Annotated in this window: 14 protein-coding genes; 8 read left to right on the top strand and 6 right to left on the bottom strand. The window is 70.9% G+C overall.

What is annotated here, in order from left to right; genetic code table 11:
- Positions 1-73: 73 nt before the first annotated feature.
- The 5 genes from ACWCQM_RS23160 to ACWCQM_RS23140 all read left to right on the top strand — a co-directional run bounded on the left by ACWCQM_RS23160 (position 74) and on the right by ACWCQM_RS23140 (position 4,526).
- The gene (locus ACWCQM_RS23160; RefSeq protein WP_382566187.1) at positions 74-202 is read left to right on the top strand and encodes a putative leader peptide; all 129 of its coding nucleotides are present in this window, start codon (positions 74-76) and stop codon (positions 200-202) included.
- A gap of 230 nt (positions 203-432) precedes the next feature.
- Positions 433-1,554, top strand: coding sequence for a dimethylsulfone monooxygenase SfnG (sfnG, locus tag ACWCQM_RS23155; RefSeq protein WP_450917053.1), 1,122 nt, complete (start codon positions 433-435; stop codon positions 1,552-1,554).
- A gap of 63 nt (positions 1,555-1,617) precedes the next feature.
- Entirely contained in the window at positions 1,618-2,172 is a 555-nt protein-coding gene (ssuE, locus tag ACWCQM_RS23150; RefSeq protein ID WP_450917052.1) for an NADPH-dependent FMN reductase, read from the top strand.
- Entirely contained in the window at positions 2,165-3,346 is a 1,182-nt protein-coding gene (locus ACWCQM_RS23145; RefSeq protein WP_450917051.1) for an SfnB family sulfur acquisition oxidoreductase, read from the top strand. Before ssuE ends, ACWCQM_RS23145 begins: the two co-directional genes overlap by 8 nt.
- 22 nt (positions 3,347-3,368) lie before the next feature.
- Complete coding sequence (locus ACWCQM_RS23140; RefSeq protein ID WP_450917050.1) at positions 3,369-4,526, top strand: LLM class flavin-dependent oxidoreductase; 1,158 nt, start codon at positions 3,369-3,371, stop codon at positions 4,524-4,526.
- A 9-nt stretch (positions 4,527-4,535) separates the two neighbouring features.
- On the opposite strand, the gene ACWCQM_RS23135 is transcribed toward ACWCQM_RS23140, so the two are convergent.
- The 6 genes from ACWCQM_RS23135 to ACWCQM_RS23110 form a co-directional block, all read right to left on the bottom strand.
- Complete coding sequence (locus tag ACWCQM_RS23135; RefSeq protein ID WP_450917049.1) at positions 4,536-5,618, bottom strand: LLM class flavin-dependent oxidoreductase; 1,083 nt, start codon at positions 5,616-5,618, stop codon at positions 4,536-4,538.
- Between the two features lie 28 nt (positions 5,619-5,646).
- Positions 5,647-6,612, bottom strand: a complete 966-nt coding sequence (locus ACWCQM_RS23130; protein ID WP_450917048.1) for an LLM class flavin-dependent oxidoreductase — start codon at positions 6,610-6,612, stop codon at positions 5,647-5,649.
- A 120-nt stretch (positions 6,613-6,732) separates the two neighbouring features.
- Positions 6,733-8,343, bottom strand: a complete 1,611-nt coding sequence (locus ACWCQM_RS23125; RefSeq protein ID WP_450917047.1) for an FAD-dependent oxidoreductase — start codon at positions 8,341-8,343, stop codon at positions 6,733-6,735.
- 12 nt (positions 8,344-8,355) lie between these two features.
- Positions 8,356-9,885, bottom strand: a complete 1,530-nt coding sequence (gene glpK, locus ACWCQM_RS23120) for a glycerol kinase GlpK (RefSeq protein WP_450917046.1) — start codon at positions 9,883-9,885, stop codon at positions 8,356-8,358.
- A gap of 40 nt (positions 9,886-9,925) precedes the next feature.
- On the bottom strand, positions 9,926-10,717 hold the full coding sequence (locus tag ACWCQM_RS23115; protein WP_450917045.1) for an MIP/aquaporin family protein: 792 nt from the start codon (positions 10,715-10,717) through the stop codon (positions 9,926-9,928).
- Positions 10,718-10,988: 271 nt separating this feature from the next.
- Positions 10,989-11,753 carry an IclR family transcriptional regulator gene (locus tag ACWCQM_RS23110; RefSeq protein ID WP_450917044.1) on the bottom strand — a complete coding sequence of 255 codons (765 nt, stop codon included), beginning with the start codon at positions 11,751-11,753 and terminating at the stop codon, positions 10,989-10,991.
- Positions 11,754-11,993: 240 nt separating this feature from the next.
- On the opposite strand from ACWCQM_RS23110, the gene metH reads away from it, so the two are divergent.
- The 3 genes from metH (at position 11,994) to ACWCQM_RS23095 (ending at position 18,237) form a co-directional block, all read left to right on the top strand.
- Complete coding sequence (gene metH / locus ACWCQM_RS23105; protein WP_450917043.1) at positions 11,994-15,506, top strand: methionine synthase; 3,513 nt, start codon at positions 11,994-11,996, stop codon at positions 15,504-15,506.
- Between the two features lie 139 nt (positions 15,507-15,645).
- A complete protein-coding gene (locus ACWCQM_RS23100) occupies positions 15,646-16,344 on the top strand; it encodes an HAD family hydrolase (RefSeq protein ID WP_450917042.1) in 699 nt (232 codons plus the stop codon).
- A 300-nt stretch (positions 16,345-16,644) separates the two neighbouring features.
- Complete coding sequence (locus ACWCQM_RS23095) at positions 16,645-18,237, top strand: ABC transporter substrate-binding protein (RefSeq protein ID WP_450917041.1); 1,593 nt, start codon at positions 16,645-16,647, stop codon at positions 18,235-18,237.
- Positions 18,238-18,350 lie beyond the last annotated feature (113 nt).

Genomic DNA, 18,350 nt, shown 5'->3' with positions numbered 1-18,350 from the left:
CACGCACCCCCGGGACCGGGAACGGCCCAGGGACCGGGCCGGATGAAAGGGAAACCCTATCAACGCTTCGTGAATGCCTACTCGACCGCCGACGCCCGCCACGACTAACCTGACCGGCATGAAGGACCGACGGAATCTCACGCGGCGACGTCACATCGACCTCGCCCGCGTCGCCAGTTCCTTCTGTTGTCGCGCGTTCTGACCGCCGTCACGGAGTCCGAGGCACCCCTCCTCCGCGCCCGCACGCACGCACCTTCCTGAGCAGGACCGGCCCGTCCTTCCCCCGGGCCCGCTCCCACCCCTGATCCGCCGTCGTCCGTACCCGCCCGGCTCCGCCGCGCGCCGCCGTGCCCCGGCATGCCGTCGCACGCGCCCCGCGCCGGACGCGGGGGCCGCCCCGCCATGCCCTCATCCCCACCACCGGGAGTCCTCATGTCCCTTCCCCGCTCCGCCGATCCCGTGAGCTTCGCCTACTGGGTGCCCAACGTCAGCGGTGGCCTCGTCACCAGCCGCATCGAGCAGCGCACCGACTGGGGCTACGACTACAACCGCGAACTGGCCGTCCTCGCCGAGAACAACGGCTTCGACTACGCCCTCAGCCAGGTCCGCTACATGGCGAGCTACGGCGCCGAGTACCAGCACGAGTCGACCTCCTTCAGCCTGGCCCTGCTGCTGGCCACCGAGCGGCTCAAGGTCATCGCCGCCGTCCACCCCGGCCTGTGGCACCCGGGCGTCCTGGCCAAGCTCGGGGCGACCGCCGACCACCTGTCCAAGGGGCGGTTCGCCGTCAACGTCGTCAGCGGCTGGTTCAAGGACGAGTTCACCGCGCTCGGCGAGCCCTGGCTCGAACACGACGAGCGCTACCGCCGCTCCGAGGAGTTCATCCGGGCCCTGCGCGCCGTCTGGACCGAGGACCACGCCGAACTCGCCGGGGACTTCTACCGGATCCGGGACTTCTCGCTCAAGCCCAAGCCCCTCAGCACCGCCACCCGCCCGCACCCGGAGATCTTCCAGGGCGGCAACTCCAGCGCCGCCCGGGCCATGGCGGGCCGGGTGTCCGACTGGTACTTCAGCAACGGCAAGGACTTCGACGGGGTCACCGAACAGATAGCCGACGTCGCCGCCTCGGCCGCCGCGGCCGGACGCCCCGCTCCGAAATTCGGCCTCAACGGCTTCCTGATCGCCCGCGACACCGAGGCCGAGGCCCGGGAGACGCTCCGCGAGATCGTCGCCCGTGCCGACTCCGAGGCCGTCGAGGGCTTCGGCGCCGCCGTCAGGCAGGCCGGACGGTCCACCGCCGACGGCAAGGGCATGTGGCAGGACTCGTCCTTCGAGGACCTCGTCCAGTACAACGACGGATTCCGCACCGGCCTGATCGGCACCCCTGAGCAGATCGCCGAGCGGATCGTCGCGTACAAGCGGCTCGGCGTCGACCTCTTCCTCCTCGGCTTCCTCCACTACCTCGAAGAGGTCGAGTACTTCGGCACGAAGGTCCTCCCGATCGTCCGGGAACTCGAAGCCGCCCAGCCGGCCCCCGAGCCCGCCCGCGCCTGACCTCCCGGCACGTCCGAACCGCGCGGGGCACGCCGCCCGCAGCGCCTCACGAGAAGAGGGCCCATGGCCACCGTCCTGTCCGTCTCGGGAAGTCCCTCCGCCACCTCACGCACCGCCCGGCTGCTGCGCCATCTCGACGCACAGCTCTCCGGCCGGGGCCACACCGTCATACCGCTCGACGCCCGGACCCTGCCCGCCGAAGCCCTGCTCCGCGCCGACTTCGGGCATCCGGCGGTGGTGGGCGCCACCGAACTGTTCGCGCGGGCCGACGGGGTCGTCATCGGTACGCCGATCTACAAGGCCGCGTACTCCGGACTGCTCAAGTCCCTGCTCGACCTGCTGCCGCAGTACGCCCTCGCGGGCAAGACCGTCCTGCCGCTCGCCACCGGCGGCACCACCGCCCACGTCCTGGCCATCGACTACGCGCTGAGGCCCGTGCTCAGCTCGCTGGGCGCGTCCCACATCACCCAGGGGTGGTTCGTCCTCGACCGAAACATCAGCGTCGCCGGCGACGGAGTGCTCACCGTCGCCCCGGCGGACGCCGAGGCGCTCACCGCGACCGTCGACCGGTTCGCGACCGCGCTGGAGAGCACCGAGCGGGTGGCCGTCCATGGCTGAGATCATCCGCGACGACGCGCAGGCGCTGAAGAAGGCCACCGAACTCGCCGCGGAGTTCCGCACGGGCGCCTCCCGGCGCGACAGGGAACGGCTGCTGCCCCGGGAGGAGCTGGAGAAGCTCTCGGCGTCGGGACTGCTCGCCGTCACCGTCCCCGCCGCCCACGGAGGCGCCGACGTCAGGGCCCTCACCCTGGCCCGTGTCTTCCGGGTGCTCGCCTCCGCCGACGCCAGCCTCGCGCAGATCCCGCAGAGCCACTTCGCCTACGTCAACGTGATCCGCCGACAGGGCACCGCCGCACAGCAGGACTTCTTCTACGGTGAACTGCTGGCCGGCAAGCGCTTCGGCAACGCCCAGTCGGAGGCGGGGACCCGGCACGTGCAGGACCTCCGCACCCGGCTGGAGCCGCAGCCCGACGGCTCGTACGTCCTGACCGGGGTCAAGAACTACGCGACCGGCGCGCTCTTCGCCGACTGGATCCCCGTGCTCGCCCTCGGCGCCGAGGACAAGCCGTACGTCGCCTTCGTCGAGGCGGGCGCGCCCGGAGTCACCGTGATCGACGACTGGGACGGCATGGGCCAGCGCACCACCGCCAGTGGCACGGTGCGCCTGGACGGCGTACGGGTGGCCGCCGACCGGGTGTTCGCTCACCACCTCACCTTCGAGGGCCCTCAGCTGCACGGCGCCCACGCCCAGCTGCTGCACGCCGCCATCGACGCGGGCATCGCCGCCGGAGCCCTGGCCGAGGCCGCCGAGTTCGTCAGGACGAAGAGCCGTCCCTGGTTCGAGAGCGGATTCGAGACCGCGGCCGAGGACCCCCTGCTCGTCCAGCGGTTCGGCGAACTCGACCTGAGGGTACGGGCGTCCGACGCGCTCCTGGACACCGCGGCTCGCGCCGTGGACACCGCGAGGGCCACCCTCACCGACGAGACCGCGGCAGACGCGTCCCTCGCCGTCGCCGCCGCGAAGGCCTACGCGGCGGACGCGGCCGTCGAGGTCGCGGGGGCGCTCTTCGAGGTCGCGGGCACCCGCTCCGCGCTCGACTCGCTCAACCTCCACCGGCACTGGCGCGACGCCCGCACCCACACACTCCACGACCCGGTCCGCTGGAAGATCCAGCACCTCGGCCGCCACGCCCTGCAAGGAACCCGCCCGCCCCGCCACGGCCTGCTGTGACACACCCGATCGGAGAACACCGGTGACCCTCACCTTCCACTGGTTCCTGCCCACCAACGGCGACAGCCGCCATGTCGTGGGAGGCGGCCACGGCACCCCCGTCACCGCGGCCGGCGGCGACCGGCCCCCCACGGTCGGCTACCTCGCCCAGATCGCCCGCGCCGCCGAGGACCTCGGCTTCGAGGGCGCGCTGACACCCACCGGTGCCTGGTGCGAGGACGCCTGGCTCACCACGGCCATGGTGAGCCAGCACACCGAGCGGCTGAAGTTCCTCGTCGCCTTCCGGCCCGGCTTCGTCTCGCCCACGCTCGCCGCGCAGATGGCCTCCACCTACCAGCGCCAGACCGGAGGGCGGCTGCTGCTCAACGTGGTCACCGGAGGCGAGAGCCATGAGCAGCGCGCCTACGGGGACTTCCTCGGCAAGGACGCGCGCTACGCCCGCACCGGCGAATTCCTGGAGATCGTCCGCGGCCTCTGGGACGGCAAGACCGTGAACCTCGACGGCGAACACCTCACCGTCGAGGAGGCCCGGCTCGCCCGGCTCCCCGACCCGGTTCCCCAGGTGTACTTCGGCGGCTCGTCGCCGGCGGCGGGCGAGGTCGCGGCCCGCCACGCCGACGTCTATCTCACCTGGGGCGAACCCCCCGCCCAGGTCGCCGAGAAGATCGCCTGGGTGCGCGGGCTCGCGGAGCGCCAGGGCCGCACCCCGCGCTTCGGCATCCGGCTCCACGTCATCGCCCGGGACACCTCCGAGCAGGCATGGGCCGAAGCACGCCGGCTCCTCACGGGCTTCGACCCCGCCACCGTGCGCGCGGTCCAGGAGGGCCTGGCCCGCAGCGAGTCCGAGGGGCAGAAGAGGATGCTCGCCCTGCACGGCGGCGGGCGCGACGGCCTGGAGATCCACCCGAACCTCTGGGCCGGCATCGGCCTGGTCCGGGGCGGCGCGGGCACCGCGCTGGTCGGCAGCCACGACGAGATCGCCGAGCGGGTGGAGGAGTACCACCGCCTCGGCATCGACGAGTTCGTCCTCTCCGGCTATCCGCACCTGGAGGAGGCGTACTGGTTCGGCGAGGGCGTCCTGCCCCGGCTCGCCGCCCGGGGGCTGTGGAACCACCCGGGCGGTCCGGCCGACCCCGGAACCGCCCAGGTGCCCTTCGCCGAGGCCCCGCCCCGGCGCTGACCCGGGAGGTCAGCCGCCGGCCGGGGGCCCCGGCGGGTCCCAGAGCGTGGAGGGCGCCTCGCGTCGTACGACGGGGGCGACCTCCTCGGCGAACCGCTGGAGCGTCTCCAGCTGTTCGCCCTGCGACAGGCCGAACCCGTCCACGGTGACGGACTGGAGATCGTGCCCGTACACCTCGTGGTAGCCCAGGATCTTGTCGATGATCTGCTGCGGGGAGCCGATGAGCTGGGGCCCGTCGGCCATCGCGTCCTCGATGGTGCGGAACGGCGTGTTGTAGCCGGCCCTGCCTTCGAGGTGCGGCCTGAAGGACTGGGCGACCTTGGCCTCGTACAGCTCCTTGTAGCGTTCGACGGCCCGCCGCGGGGTGTCCGCGATCAGCAGGCCGCCGGACCCGGCCGCGACCCGCGCCTCCGCCGGGTCGTGTCCGTAGGCCTCGAACCGCTCCCGGTAGTGGGCGATCAGCCGGGCGTACGCCTCACGGGGCTGGATCGCGTTGGCCGTGAACAGCGGGTCGCCGTGCCTGGCCGCCAGTTCCGGGGAGTTGAGACTGGTCGCCGAGCCGTGCCAGACGCGCGGCGGACCGGCGTACGGGCGGGGCACCGTCGTCACGTTCTTCAGCGGCGGACGGAACTCCCCCTCCCAGTCCACCCCTTCCTCGGTCCACAGCCGCCGCAGCAGCTCGTACTTCTCCTTCTGCAGATCCCACTGCCGCTCCTCGTCCAGCCCGAACAGGCTGAAGTGGCCGGCCTCGGCGCCCTTCCCCACGACCAGCTCGATCCGGCCGCCCGCGATCTGGTCGAGCGTCGCGAAGTCCTCCGCCACCCGCACCGGATCGAGGATCGCGACGACCGTGACCCCGGTCAGCAGCCGGATGGTGGAGGTCCGCGCGGCGAGCGCGCCGAGCACCACGCCCGGGCTCGACGAGAGGAACGGCCCGGCATGCCGTTCCCCGATCGCGTACGCGTCGAAGCCGAGCCGCTCCGCCGCCTCACCGGTCTCGATCACCTCGGTGAACCGCTGCGCCGCCGACGGGAGTTCGCCGGTCAGAGGATGCGGGGCATGCCCGATGAGGGAGAGTACGGAGAACTTCAAGGCGGTACTTCCTTCCGTCGCGGGCGGATCAGGCGGCGGCGAGGCCGAGGTGGCCGCGCAGGGTGCGGGCGGTGTACCCGGTGCGGAAGAGCCCGCGCTTCTGGAGGACGGGCACCAGCCCGGTGGCGATCGCCTCCAGGTCGTCGGGGATCACCGCGGGGCGCAGCCGGAAGCCGTCCGCGCCGCCGTCGACGAACCACTCCTGCAGAAGGTCCGCCAGACCCTCCGGGGTGCCGGTGAACACGAGGGCGTCCGAGGTGAAGGGGGCGCCCGCGGTCTCCTCCAGGGTTGCCGCACGCGCGTCGGCCGCCTCCTGGCTCCCGCCCAGCACCACATCGACGTCCGCGAAGACGCGGAGCGCGCTCGCCGGGCGTCCCGCCTCCTCCCTCAGGATCCCGACCTCCTCGCGGATGGAGACCAGGTCCGCGGTGTCCGCCGGGGTCACGAACACGACGTCCCCGTGGGCGGCCGCCAGCCGGTAGGGGATGGTGGCGTGGGCGAGCAGGGCCACCGGCGGCCTGCCGTGCCCGGCGGGCAGGACCTCGTCCAGCGCCGCGACGGCCTCGGTGAGGAAGTCGCCCGCCTCGCCGAAGAGTCCGGCCAGCAGCCGGTCGCCCTCGGGAGTGCCCAGCAGCGCCACGAGCCGGGCGTGCTCCGCGTCGCTCGTCGTGGCCCGGGGACGCACCCCGGCCCGTCCCGCGCTCAGATGGTCGAGCGTCGCTATCCGGGTCGCCCACGCCGTGGGGTCACCCGTCGTCGGCCCCAGCGGCACGAGCCCGATCCGTTCGGTGGCCTGTGCGGCGTGGGCGAGCAGCAGGGCGGAGTCCAGCCTCCCGGGGCCGTCCTCGACCGTGATGAAGTCGAGCAGTCCCGTCTCGGCGACGCGCACCAGCCGGGCGTACTCCTCGGGCGTGAAGGCCCTGACAGGCGCGGCCGGGTGCGAGCCGCCGCCGTTCAGTGCCACTGACAGATGGAATCCCTGGTGTTCGGCCATCTCTCCACTGTCCCCGCGTCACATTGCACCCGTATGGCGGCCGCATGGCACGTCCTGGGGACCGACGGCCGCAGGGGCGGCCTCCCCGACCGGGAGACCGCCCCTGCGCAACCGCCACCGTCAGCGCCCTTCGCCGAGCATCTCCTCGACCCGGGTCCGGATGCCGTCCGTCGCGAGCCCGCGGATCGTCAGCGTCGTCCGGCGGCGCAGCACGTCGTCCGCCGTCTCGGCCCACTCGCGGTCGCGGGCGTACGCCACCTGCGCCCAGATCTCCGGGGCGTCGGGGTGGACGCGCTCGGCCAGCGCCGGGTTCTCGTTCGCGAGGCGCGCGACGTCGAAGGCGAGCGAGCCGTAGTGGGTGGCGAGGTGCCGTGCCGTGTCGGCTGCCATCCTCGGCCCGGGCGTACCGCCGTCGACCAGCAGCCGGTGCGCGACGGCGTTCGGGCTGGCGATACCGGGCAGCGGCATCTTCCTGGGCAGCCGGGCCATCGGCTCCATGTCCTCGGCGAGGGGGTGCCCGGGCAGTTCGGCCAGCTTGTTCATCACCGTACGGCCGATGTGGCGGAATGTCGTCCACTTGCCGCCCGCGACCGACAGCATCCCGCCGCGTCCCTCGGTCACGACCGTCTCGCGCTTGGCCTTGGAGGTGTTCCCGGGACCGCCCGGCAGCACCCGGAGCCCCGCGAAGGAGTAGGTGATCAGATCGCGGGACAGCTGCTGGTCGCGTACGGAGAACGCCGCCTCGTCCAGGATCTGCGCCGTGTCCTTCTCGGTGACCGCGACGTCGGCCGGGTCGCCCTCGTACTCCTCGTCGGTCGTGCCGAGCAGCAGCATGTCCTCCCAGGGCAGGGCGAACGTGATGCGGTACTTGTCGATCGGCGTCGCCAGCGCGGCCTTCCACGGGCGGGTGCGCTTGAGCACGAGGTGCGCGCCCTTGGACAGACGTATGGAGGGCGCCGCGTTCGGGTCCTCCAGCTTCCGCAGGTGGTCCACCCACGGGCCGGTGGCGTTCAGTACCAGACGGGCGTCGACGCCGAACTCACTGCCGTCCTGACGGTCCTCCAGCTCGGCGCCGGTGACCCGCCCCTTGGTGAACCGCAGGCCGGTCACGGCGGCGTGGTTGAGGACGACGGCACCCGCGTCCACCGCCGCGCGGACGGTCATCAGCGCCATCCGGGCGTCGTTCATCTGGTCGTCGCCGTAGACCGCGACGGCCTTCAGGCCGTCCGTGCGCAGCTCCGGAACATCGCGCTGCGCCCGGGCCGGGCTGATCACATGGCCGACGCCGTCACCGAACGCGGACAGCGCCGAGTAGGCGAAGACGCCCGCGCCGAGCTTGGCCGCGCCGTGCGGGCCGCCCTTGTAGACGGGCAGGTAGAAGGTGAGCGGGTTGGCCAGGTGCGGGGCGACCTGGCGGGACACCGCGCGCCGCTCGAAGTGGTTCTCCGCGACCAGCTTCACCGCGCCGGTCTGGAGGTAGCGCAGACCGCCGTGGAGCAGCTTGGAGGAGGCGGAGGAGGTGGCGCCGGCGAAGTCACCGGCGTCCACCAGGGCCACCCGCAGTCCGGACTGCGCGGCGTGCCAGGCGGTGGAGATGCCCAGGATGCCGCCACCGATCACCAGGAGGTCGTACGTCGCCTTGGAAAGCCGCTCCCGGGTCTCGGCACGGCTCGGGAGGGAGCCGGAGGCCGGATGCGTCCCGAGGGCGGGGACGCTCTGCAGGGTGGTCATGTCGGTTGCTCCTCAGCTTTCTTCGTCCTCGATCCAGCTCATGGTCCGTTCGACGGCCTTGAGCCAGCTCTTGTACTCGCGGTCACGCGTGGCCGCGTCCATGCGGGGTGTCCACTCGGCGGCACGGCGCCAGTTGGCGCGCAGCGCGTCGGTGTCCGGCCAGAAGCCGACGGCGAGACCGGCGGCGTAGGCGGCGCCGAGGCAGGTGGTCTCGGCGACCATGGGGCGCACCACGGGCGCGTCCAGGAAGTCGGAGAGGGTCTGCATCAGCAGGTTGTTGGAGGTCATTCCGCCGTCGACCTTGAGCGCGGTCAGCTCGACGCCGGAGTCCTTGGTCATGGCGTCGCTGATCTCGCGGGTCTGCCAGGCGGTCGCCTCCAGCACGGCACGGGCGATGTGCGCCTTGGTGACGTAACGGGTGAGACCGGCGATGACGCCGCGGGCGTCGGGACGCCAGTACGGGGCGAACAGGCCGGAGAACGCGGGCACGAAGTACGCGCCGCCGTTGTCCTCGACGGAGGAGGCGAGCGTCTCGATCTCGGCCGCGGACTTGATCAGGCCCATCTGGTCGCGCATCCACTGGACGAGCGAGCCGGTGACGGCGATCGACCCCTCCAGGGCGTACACCGGCTTCTGTTCGCCGATGCGGTAGCCGACGGTGGTCAGCAGGCCGTTGTAGGAGTTCACCGGTGTGTGACCGGTGTTGATCAGCATGAAGGTGCCGGTGCCGTACGTGGACTTGGCCTCGCCCGCCGCGAAGCACGTCTGGCCGAACAGGGCGGCCTGCTGGTCACCGAGCGCGGAGGCGACCGGGACACCGTCCAGCACCCCGCCCTTGGCGGTGCCGTAGACCTCGGCGGAGGACCGGATCTCCGGCAGCACGGCGGAGGGGATGTCGATCGAGCTGAGGATCTTGTCGTCCCACTGCATCGTGTGCAGGTTCATCAGCAGCGTGCGCGAGGCGTTGGTGACGTCGGTGACGTGGACGCCGCCCTCGGTGCCGCCGGTCAGGTTCCAGATGACCCAGGAGTCCATGGTGCCGAAGAGGATGTCGCCCCGCTCGGCGCGCTCGCGCAGCCCCTCGACGTTGTCGAGCAGCCAGCGGACCTTGGGCCCGGCGAAGTAGGAGGCGAGCGGCAGCCCGGTCTCCCGGCGGAAGCGGTCCTGGCCGACGTTGCGGCCGAGCTCCTTGCAGAGCGCGTCGGTCCGCGTGTCCTGCCAGACCAGGGCGTTGTGGACCGGCTCACCGGTGTTCCTGTCCCAGAGCAGGGTGGTCTCGCGCTGGTTGGTGATGCCGATCGCCTTGACGTCGGCGGCGGTGATGCCCGCCTTGACGATCGCCCCCGCGACGACCTCCTGGACGTTCTCCCAGATCTCCTTGGCGTCGTGCTCGACCCAGCCCGGCTTGGGGAAGATCTGCTCGTGTTCCTTCTGGTCGACGGAGACGATCCGGCCGTCCTTGTCGAAGACGATGCAGCGGCTGGACGTGGTGCCCTGGTCGATGGCCGCGATGAACGGGCCGGTGGTGTGTGCGTCGGTCACGGTTGGCTCCCGGAAGTCCGTGTGGTGTGGAGGGTCTGGCTCAGGCGAAGGCGAGGTTGTAGAGACCGCCCGCGAGTGCGGCCCCGATGAGCGGTCCTACCACCGGTACCCATGCGTAGCCCCAGTCCGAACCGCCCTTGTTCGGAAGCGGCAGCAGCGCGTGCACGATCCGGGGTCCCAGGTCGCGCACCGGGTTGATGGCGTAACCGGTCGGGCCGCCGAGCGAGAGGCCGATACCGACGACCACCAGCGAGGTGATCAGGGCGCCGAGCACGCCGAGACCGTTGCCCTCGTCGTTGAGGCCCTGGGTGAGGATCGCCAGGACGAGTACGAACGTGGCGATGATCTCCGTGAGGACGTTCTGCACCCCGTTCCGGATCTCCGGGCCGGTGGTGAAGATGCCCAGTACGGGGCCTGCCTTCGGCGCGGCGCTCTGGTCGACCAGGCCCTCCTCCGCCGGCTGGTCCTTCACGATCCCGGGATCGGTGAGGTGCGCGTGGAACTGTCCGTAGTAGACGGCCCAGACGAGCACGGCGCCGATCATCGCGCCGAACAGTTCGGAGACGAGGTAGAGGGGCACATCGCTCCAGGCGGTGCCGCCCTGGATCGCCAGGCCGATCGTGACCGCCGGGTTGAGGTGGGCACCGGATACACCGGAGGCGATGTAGGCGCCCGTCAGCACGGCGAAACCCCACCCGAAGGTGATGGCGAGCCAGCCGGCGTTCTGCGCCTTGGAGCGCTTGAGCGTGACGGCGGCACAGACACCGCCGCCGAGCAGGATGAGTATGGCGGTACCGATGGTCTCGCCGATGAAGATGTCGGAGCTGGACACCCGCGACTCCTTTGTCCTTCGTCCAGGGGAAGGCGAAACACCGGGTCCCTCCGGTGGATCGCGCCCCAGATGGGTACCTCTCAGGAGAGGACAGCCCACCTGTAGGGCTTGACCGGCCCTCGGCACTGCCACACCCTAACGCGTATTGCCGTTAGGTGTTCGGCAATGCCGACCGGTGAGCGGCAATGTTTCTCCCCGGCGGGGGGTGCGTCAAGGGGTGTGTGACGTGCGACTCGATCGTTACGGACGCGGAGGGGTGTGCCCCGAAGCCTCAGAAGCGCCCGGCGCCGAGATCACGGGAGACCGCCCGCGCGCAGTCCCGGACGGCCGCGACCAGCTCGGGGCGCAGCTCTCCGCCGGCGCAGACGCGCTCCACGGCACCGGTCACCGCCACGGCGCCGACCGGCATCCTGCGCCGGTCGTGGATGGGCGCCGCCACGGCGGCCACGCCCTCCCAGGTCTCCTCGACGTCGGCCGCCCAGCCCTGGGCCCGGATCAGGTCGAGCAGTGACTCGAACTCGGTCTCGTCCGTGACGGTGCGCGGCGTGAAGGACCGCCGCTCCACCTCCGTGACCTCGCTGTGCGCGACCGGGTCGTAGGCGGAGAGCACCTTGCCCAGGGCCGTGGAGTGCAGCGGCTGCATGGCGCCCACCTCCAGCACCTGGCGGCTGTCGTCCGGCCGGAAGACGTGGTGGACGACCAGCACGCCGTGCTGGTGCAGCACGCCCAGGTGGACGCTCTCGCCGCTGGAGCGGGCCAGGTCGTCGGTCCACACCAGCGCGCGGGCCCGCAGCTCGTGCACGTCGAGGTAGCTGTTGCCCAGGCGCAGCAGCTCCGCGCCCAGCTGGTAGCGGCCGGACGCCGCGTCCTGCTCGACGAAGCCCTCGTGCTGGAGGGTGCGCAGGATGCCGTGCGCGGTACCTTTGGCCAGACCCAGCGAGGACGCGATGTCGGACAGGCCGAGCCGGCGCTCGCCGCCCGCCAGCAGACGCAGCATCGCCGCTGCCCGCTCGAGCGACTGGATGTTCTTCGCCATCGCGCCGTACTCCTCCACCTCGGTTCGACAATGCTGAACACTATCGGTCGATGCCGACCTCTGTCCGGTGGCGCGAAGATTATGCGTCACACCCGTGAGTGGGCCCGTTCCCCGCACAGCATGCAGTCCGCCCCGTGGGACGCGACGACCGCCCCGGTCGCCTCCCGGCTACGCTGGCCGCGTGCCCCCTCCGCAGAAGGGCGCAAAGCCGACAGCCGTCGCATCCCAGGGAGAACATCCATGGCCTCGTCGCCGACCCCCTCAGCTGACAGCCGGACCCGAGCCGCAGCGCTCCGTGAGGCGCTCGCCACCCGGGTGGTGGTGGCCGACGGTGCGATGGGCACCATGCTCCAGGCCCAGGACCCCACCCTCGAGGACTTCGAGAACCTCGAAGGGTGCAACGAGGTCCTGAACGTCACCCGCCCCGACATCGTCCGCTCGGTGCACGAGGAGTACTTCGCGGTCGGCGTCGACTGCGTCGAGACGAACACCTTCGGAGCCAACGCCTCCGCCCTGGGCGAGTACGACATCCCCGGCCGGATCCACGAGCTCTCCGAGTCCGGCGCGCGCATCGCCCGCGAGGTCGCCGACCGCTTCACCGAGTCCACCGGTCAGCAGCGCTGGGTCCTCGGCTCCATCGGTCCCGGCACCAAGCTGCCCACGCTGGGCCACGCCCCGTACACCGTGCTGCGCGACGGCTTCCAGCAGAACGCCGAAGGCCTCATCGCGGGCGGCGCCGACGCGCTGATCATCGAGACCACGCAGGACCTCCTCCAGACCAAGGCGGCGGTGCTGGGCGCGCGCCGGGCGCTGGAGGCCATGGGCAGCGACCTCCTGGTGCTGTGCTCGCTGGCCTTCGAGACGACCGGCACCATGCTGCTCGGCTCCGAGATCGGCGCCGCGCTGACCGCGCTCGAACCGCTCGGCGTCGACATGATCGGCCTGAACTGCTCGACCGGCCCCGCCGAGATGAGCGAGCACCTCCGCTACCTCACGCGCCACTCCCGTATCCCGCTGCTCTGCATGCCGAACGCCGGGCTTCCCGTGCTCACCAAGGACGGCGCGCACTTCCCGCTCGACGCCGAGGGGCTGGCCGACGCCCAGGAGACCTTCGTCCAGGAGTACGGCCTCTCCCTCGTCGGCGGCTGCTGCGGTACGACGCCCGAGCACCTGCGCCAGGTCGTGGAGCGTGTCCGCGGCACCGTGCCGGGGATCCGCGACCCGCGCCCCGAGCCGGGCGCCGCCTCGCTCTACCAGACCGTCCCGTTCCGCCAGGACACCTCGTACCTCGCGATCGGCGAGCGTACGAACGCCAACGGCTCCAAGAAGTTCCGCGAGGCCATGCTCGACGCCCGCTGGGACGACTGCGTGGAGATGGCCCGCGACCAGATCCGCGAGGGCGCGCACATGCTCGACCTCTGCGTCGACTACGTGGGCCGCGACGGCGTCGCCGACATGGAGGAGCTGGCCGGCCGCTTCGCCACCGCCTCCACCCTGCCGATCGTCCTGGACTCCACCGAGGTGCCCGTCCTGCGCGCCGGTCTGGAGAAGCTCGGCGGCCGGGCCGTGCTGAACTCCGTCAACTACGAGGACGGCGACGGCCCCGAGTCCCGCTTCGCGAAGGTCGCCGCCCTGGCCTCCGAGCACGGCGCCGCGCTCATCGCGCTGACCATCGACGAGGAGGGCCAGGCCCGCACCGTCGAGCACAAGGTCGCCATCGCCGAGCGGCTCATCGACGACCTCACCACCAACTGGGGCATCCACGAGTCGGACATCCTCATCGACTGTCTGACCTTCACCATCTGCACCGGGCAGGAGGAGTCCCGCAAGGACGGCATCGCCACGATCGGAGCCATCCGCGAGCTGAAGCGGCGCCGCCCCGGCGTGCAGACCACCCTGGGCCTGTCCAACATCTCCTTCGGCCTGAACCCGGCCGCCCGCGTCGTGCTGAACTCCGTGTTCCTCGACGAGTGCGTCAAGGCGGGACTGGACTCCGCGATCGTGCACGCCTCCAAGATCCTTCCGATCGCCCGGCTGGAGGAGGAGCAGGTCAAGGTCGCCCTCGACCTGATCCACGACCGCCGCGAAGAGGGCTACGACCCCCTGCAGAAGCTCATGGAGCTCTTCGAGGGCGTCAACATGAAGTCGATGAAGCAGGGCAAGGCCGAGGAACTCCTGGCCCTGCCGCTCGACGAGCGGCTCCAGCGCCGCATCATCGACGGCGAGAAGAACGGCCTGGAGGCCGACCTCGACGAGGCCCTGCGGACCCAGCCGGCCCTCGACATCGTCAACAACACCCTGCTCGAAGGCATGAAGGTCGTCGGAGAGCTGTTCGGCTCCGGCCAGATGCAGCTGCCCTTCGTGCTCCAGTCCGCCGAGGTCATGAAGAGCGCGGTGGCCTACCTCGAACCGCACATGGAGAAGACCGACGACGACGGCAAGGGCACGATCGTCCTCGCCACCGTGCGCGGCGACGTCCACGACATCGGCAAGAACCTGGTCGACATCATCCTGTCGAACAACGGGTTCAACGTGGTCAACCTGGGCATCAAGCAGCCCGTCTCCGCGATCCTGGAGGCCGCCGAGGAGCACCGCGCCGACGTCATCGGCATGTCCGGCCTCCTGGTGAAGTCCACCGTCATCATGAAGGAGAACCTGGAGGAGCTGAACCAGCGCAAGCTGGCGGCCGAGTACCCGGTGATCCTGGGCGGCGCCGCCCTCACCCGTGCCTACGTCGAGCAGGACCTGCACGAGATCTACGAGGGCGAGGTCCGCTACGCCCGCGACGCGTTCGAGGGGCTGCGGCTGATGGACGCCCTCATCGCCGTCAAGCGGGGCGTCCCGGGCGCCAGCCTCCCCGAGCTGAAGCAGCGCCGCGTCCCCAAGCGCGACACCGCGGTGCTGGAGGTCGCGGAGCCGGAGGAGGGCGTGCGCTCCGACGTCTCCGTCACCAACCCGGTCCCCGAGCCGCCGTTCTGGGGCACCCGCGTCGTCAAGGGCATCCAGCTCAAGGAGTACGCGTCCTGGCTGGACGAGGGCGCCCTCTTCAAGGGCCAGTGGGGCCTCAAGCAGGCGCGCGCCGGTGACGGACCGACGTACGAGGAGCTCGTGGAGCGGGAGGGCCGTCCCCACCTGCGCGGCTGGCTCGACAAGCTCCACACCGAGAACCTGCTGGAGGCCGCCGTCGTCTACGGCTACTTCCCGTGCGTCTCCAAGGGCGACGACCTGATCCTGCTGCACGAGGACGGCTCGGAGCGCACCCGCTTCACCTTCCCGCGCCAGCGCCGAGGCCGCCGGCTCTGCCTCGCGGACTTCTTCCGTCCCGAGGAGTCGGGGGAGACGGACGTGATCGGCCTCCAGGTCGTCACCGTCGGCTCGAAGATCGGCGGGGCAACCGCCGGGCTCTTCGAGTCGAACTCCTACCGCGACTACCTGGAGCTGCACGGCCTGTCCGTGCAGCTGGCCGAGGCCCTCGCCGAGTACTGGCACGCACGGGTCCGCAGCGAGCTCGGCTTCGCCGGGGAGGACCCCTCCGACGTCGAGGACATGTTCGCGCTGAAGTACCGCGGCGCGCGCTTCTCCCTCGGCTACGGGGCCTGCCCCGACCTGGAGGACCGGGCGAAGATCGCCGAGCTCCTGGAGCCCGAGCGGATCGGCGTGAAGCTCTCCGAGGAGTTCCAGCTGCACCCCGAGCAGTCCACGGACGCGATCGTCATCCACCACCCCGAGGCGAAGTACTTCAACGCACGGTAGGACGGAGTTCAACGCGCGGTAAGCGGCACTCCGCGCGCCGTGCGCGGGCGAGTCGTAGAATGGTCGGTCCAGTGCAGGCCGGTCGCCGTTCCCACCGGGAAGGCGGCCGGCCTTCTCGTCCCTCTTGGAGGTGTGCCGGATGACCAGTACGGTCCCCGCGTCCCTGACCCGTACGGCCGAAGGGTCGACGCTGCAAGCAGTCCTGCTCGACATGGACGGCACCCTGGTCGACACCGAGGGATTCTGGTGGGACGTGGAGGTCGAGGTCTTCGCGGACCTCGGTCACCGGCTGGACGAGGCATGGCGTGACGTGGTCGTCGGCGGCCCGATGACCCGGAGCGCGGGTTACCTCATCGAGGTCACCGGCGCGGCCATCTCCCTGGAGAAGCTCACCGTGCTCCTCAACGACCGCTTCGAGGCGCGCATCGGGGACGGGGTGCCGCTGATGCCGGGCGCCGCCCGGCTGCTCGCCGAGCTGGCGGCGCACGACGTGCCCACGGCCCTCGTCTCCGCCTCCCACCGGCGCATCATCGACCGGGTGCTGGACTCGGTCGGCCGCCACCACTTCGCGCTCACGGTCGCGGGCGACGAGGTGACCCGCACGAAGCCCCATCCCGAGCCCTACCTCGTCGCGGCTGCGGGTTTCGGCGCGGAGCCCTGGCGCTGCGCGGTCGTCGAGGACACCGCGACGGGCGTCGCCGCGGCGGAGGCTGCGGGCTGCCGCGTCGTCGCCGTCCCCTCGGTCGCGCCCATCGCCCCCGCCCCGGGGAGAGCGGTCGTGCCCTCCCTGGAGCACGTGGACCTCGCCTTCCTGCGCGGCCTCGTCTCCGCCGAGTGAGCGTCGGCCGATCGTGCCGTACAACAGGTCCATGTCAATGCGTACGCCCGAACGCGGACGTGATGTTCGTCACTCCACGTGACATTCGGGCCTGCTGAAGATCGGCGCGACTGTCCGTTTTGGGCTCCCATACGTCCCACTTGGTGGACTCGTGCACGAAACATTCCTGGACACTGCATGGACAACCCGTCATCGGTGATCACCCAGTGGATACGCCCCTGACCGGCACCGGTCAAGGCCCCCCGCAGCGCCTATTAACCTCGGTTTTCTCACGTGCCAGGACCGAGGGAGAACGTCCAGATGAACCGCAAGACGCTGGTGTTGCCGGCCGTAGTCGGCCTGCTCGCGCCCGTGCTCGCCGCCTGTGGCGGGTCGGATGACGGGGGCGATGCCATCGTTGTCGGGACGACGGACCAGTTCATCGCCTCGGCCGACAACCCGGCCCCGCTCGACCCCGCGATCGGATACGAAGCGGGCGTCTGGAACGTGCTGCGCCAGACCGTGCAGACCCTGACCCACATTCCGCGCGGCGGCGGCGAACCGGTCCCCGAGGCGGCCGAGAGCTGCGCCTTCACGGACACGGAGAACGAGAGCTACCGCTGCACGCTGCGCGAGGGGCTCACCTTCGCCGACGGCACGCCGGTCACTCCGGACGACGTGAAGTACTCCATCCAGCGCGTCCTGGACATCAAGGACGAGAGCGGCCCGGTCGGCCTGCTCGCCAACATCGACACGATCGAGACCAAGGGCGAGGACCAGGTCGTCTTCCACCTGAAGACCCCGGACGCGACCTTCCCCTACAAGCTCGCCACGCCGTCCGCCGGCATCGTCCAGCAGGACAAGTACCCGGCGAGGTCGGCCCGCAAGGGCTTCCAGGTGGACGGGTCGGGCCCGTACACCATGAAGCCTGAGGTCGAGGGCGACCAGGTCGTCAAGGTGGTCTTCACCAAGAACCCGAAGTACAAGGGCGATCTGAAGGTCAGCAACGAGAAGGTCGAGCTGGACCTCTTCCCCGACGCCGCGGCGATGGGCAAGGCGCTCGACGACAAGAAGATCGACATGATGACGCGCACCATGTCGCCCGAGCAGGCCCAGGGCATGCTGGAGACGCCGAAGGACGGCATCAAGCTCACCGAGATGCCCGGCCTCGCCATCAGCTACCTCGCGTTCAACACCGAGGACCCCGCGGTGAAGGACAAGGCCGTACGCCAGGCCATGGCCCAGGTCATCGACCGCGGGGCCATCGCCAGCAAGGTCTACGGCAGCACCGCAGACCCGCTCTACTCGCTGATCCCGTCCGGCATCACCAGCCACTCCAACTCGTTCTTCAACAAGTACGGCGAGCCGAGCGTGGGCCAGGCCTCCGAGATCCTGGAGAAGGCCGACATCAGCACTCCGGTGAAGTTCACCCTGCACTACACGACGGACCACTACGGCCCCGCGACCAAGGCCGAGTTCGAGGCGCTGGCCAAGCAGCTCAACGCCACGCGGCTCTTCGACGTCGACGTCGAGGGCACCCCGTGGGCCAAGTACCGCCCCGCGCAGAAGAACGGCGACTACGCGGTCTACGGCATGGGCTGGTTCCCCGACTTCCCGGACGCGGACAACTACACCGCGCCGTTCCTCGACGAGAACAACTTCCTCAACTCGCCGTACGAGTCGGAGCTCGCGCAGAAGACGCTGATCCCCCAGTCCCGCCGCGAGGCCGACCGCAGCGCCGCCAGCCCGGTCTTCGAGAAGCTCCAGGAGATCGTCGCCGACGACGTCCCCGTCCTCCCGATCTGGCAGGGCAAGCAGTACGTCGCCTCGCTCGACGGACTGACCGGTGTGGAATGGGCCGTCAACTCCTCGGCCGACCTCCAGCTCTGGGAGCTGGGCCAGGGCGACGCCTGACCCGGCATCTGACGAGAACCGGCGAGGGCCGGGGCCGATCCGACGTAGCCGTGGCCGCAGGTGCAGGGCACGAGCAGGGTGAGGGCGTCGCGGTAGTCGGCGTCGGCGGTGAT

This window comes from Streptomyces sp. NPDC002125 (assembly GCF_053593715.1).
This window is presented reverse-complemented; position numbering and strand designations above follow the sequence as displayed.

Coding starts and splice junctions, on each gene's coding strand:
- ACWCQM_RS23160 (WP_382566187.1), top strand. CDS start 74: ATGCCTACTCGACCGCCGACGCCCGCCACGACTAACCTGACCGGCATG.
- sfnG (WP_450917053.1), top strand. CDS start 433: ATGTCCCTTCCCCGCTCCGCCGATCCCGTGAGCTTCGCCTACTGGGTG.
- ssuE (WP_450917052.1), top strand. CDS start 1,618: ATGGCCACCGTCCTGTCCGTCTCGGGAAGTCCCTCCGCCACCTCACGC.
- ACWCQM_RS23145 (WP_450917051.1), top strand. CDS start 2,165: ATGGCTGAGATCATCCGCGACGACGCGCAGGCGCTGAAGAAGGCCACC.
- ACWCQM_RS23130 (WP_450917048.1), bottom strand. CDS start 6,612: ATGGCCGAACACCAGGGATTCCATCTGTCAGTGGCACTGAACGGCGGC.
- ACWCQM_RS23125 (WP_450917047.1), bottom strand. CDS start 8,343: ATGACCACCCTGCAGAGCGTCCCCGCCCTCGGGACGCATCCGGCCTCC.
- ACWCQM_RS23110 (WP_450917044.1), bottom strand. CDS start 11,753: ATGGCGAAGAACATCCAGTCGCTCGAGCGGGCAGCGGCGATGCTGCGT.
- metH (WP_450917043.1), top strand. CDS start 11,994: ATGGCCTCGTCGCCGACCCCCTCAGCTGACAGCCGGACCCGAGCCGCA.
- ACWCQM_RS23100 (WP_450917042.1), top strand. CDS start 15,646: ATGACCAGTACGGTCCCCGCGTCCCTGACCCGTACGGCCGAAGGGTCG.
- ACWCQM_RS23095 (WP_450917041.1), top strand. CDS start 16,645: ATGAACCGCAAGACGCTGGTGTTGCCGGCCGTAGTCGGCCTGCTCGCG.